General features: G+C 71.8%; 1 protein-coding gene. It reads right to left on the bottom strand.

Annotated elements, in window-relative coordinates; genetic code table 11:
* On the bottom strand, positions 1-739 hold a 739-nt coding region (locus HW445_RS32500; protein WP_180224327.1), incomplete at its 3' end, for an MHYT domain-containing protein.
* Positions 740-1,018 lie beyond the last annotated feature (279 nt).

The raw sequence follows: 1,018 nt of genomic DNA, 5'->3' as shown, positions 1-1,018 counted from the left end.
CCTCCTCGGCGGCCCGCTCGCCCGCCGTCGGGGAGAGCGCGACGAAGGCGGAGGTCAGGAAGAGCCAGGAGCCGAGGCCCACGGCGAGCGGGAAGACGAACTGCATGGCGGTGGCCCCGGCGAGGGGTTCGGTGGAGGGGACGACCCGCACCCGCACCGCGGACATGCCGGTGTAGTGCATGCTGCTCACCGCCAGGCCCATGACCAGGGAGGCCACGGTCACCGCGAGCGGTGCGGTGATGTTGAGGGCCGCCCAGAGGGCCGCGGTGGCCGCGACGACGGCGATCACCACCGAGACGCCGATCCTGAGCGGGTCGAAGGAGACCTCGCCGTGCAGGCGCAGGGCGGCCATTCCCAGATAGTGCATGGAGGCGACCCCCAGGCCGGTGGTGAGCCCGCCGAGGACCAGGGCCCGGGTGCGGTCCCGGCCGTATCCGACGGCGAAGACGCCGGCGCAGACCACGACCATGGCGACGACCAGGCTGAGCACGGTCAGCGGTACGTCGTAGCGCAGGTCGGTGCCGCGGACGGCGAAGCCGAGCATGGCGGTGAAGTGCATTGTCCAGATGCCCGTGCCGATCGCGGAGGCGGCGGTGAGCAGCCAGTTGCGGCGTGAGCTGCCGGTGGCCTCCAGCGCGCGGACGGTGCAGCGCAGCCCGAGGGCGGCGCCGATGCAGGCCATCGCGTACGACAGCAGCGGTGTCAGCCAGCCGAAGGCTGCGTGGTCCAGATGTCCCATGGGACCGGGACGCTAGTCAGGCGCCCGGGGCGCGACGGCCCGCCTTTCGAAAGGTGGCGGAACATGACGCTTCGCCTTGCCGGACGGATCGTCACGCGACCGAACATGCACCGTCCGTTACGGCCCTTCCGGGGGATCATGCGGGGTATGAGCGAGCGTCGCACACGCGTGTATGACCGTGACCATGTCCGTGAGTTCTTCGCCGCGCGGGCGGCGGACTGGGACCGGAGGTTTCCCGACGACGGTCCCGCCTTCGCCGCCGCCGTGGCGGCGATGGGG

It is taken from the genome of Streptomyces sp. UH6 (assembly GCF_013421635.1).
Classification (GTDB): Bacteria; Actinomycetota; Actinomycetes; order Streptomycetales; family Streptomycetaceae; genus Streptomyces; species Streptomyces abyssomicinicus.
Note: the sequence above shows the minus strand (reverse complement) of the source record. Positions and strands in the feature narration are given on the sequence as shown.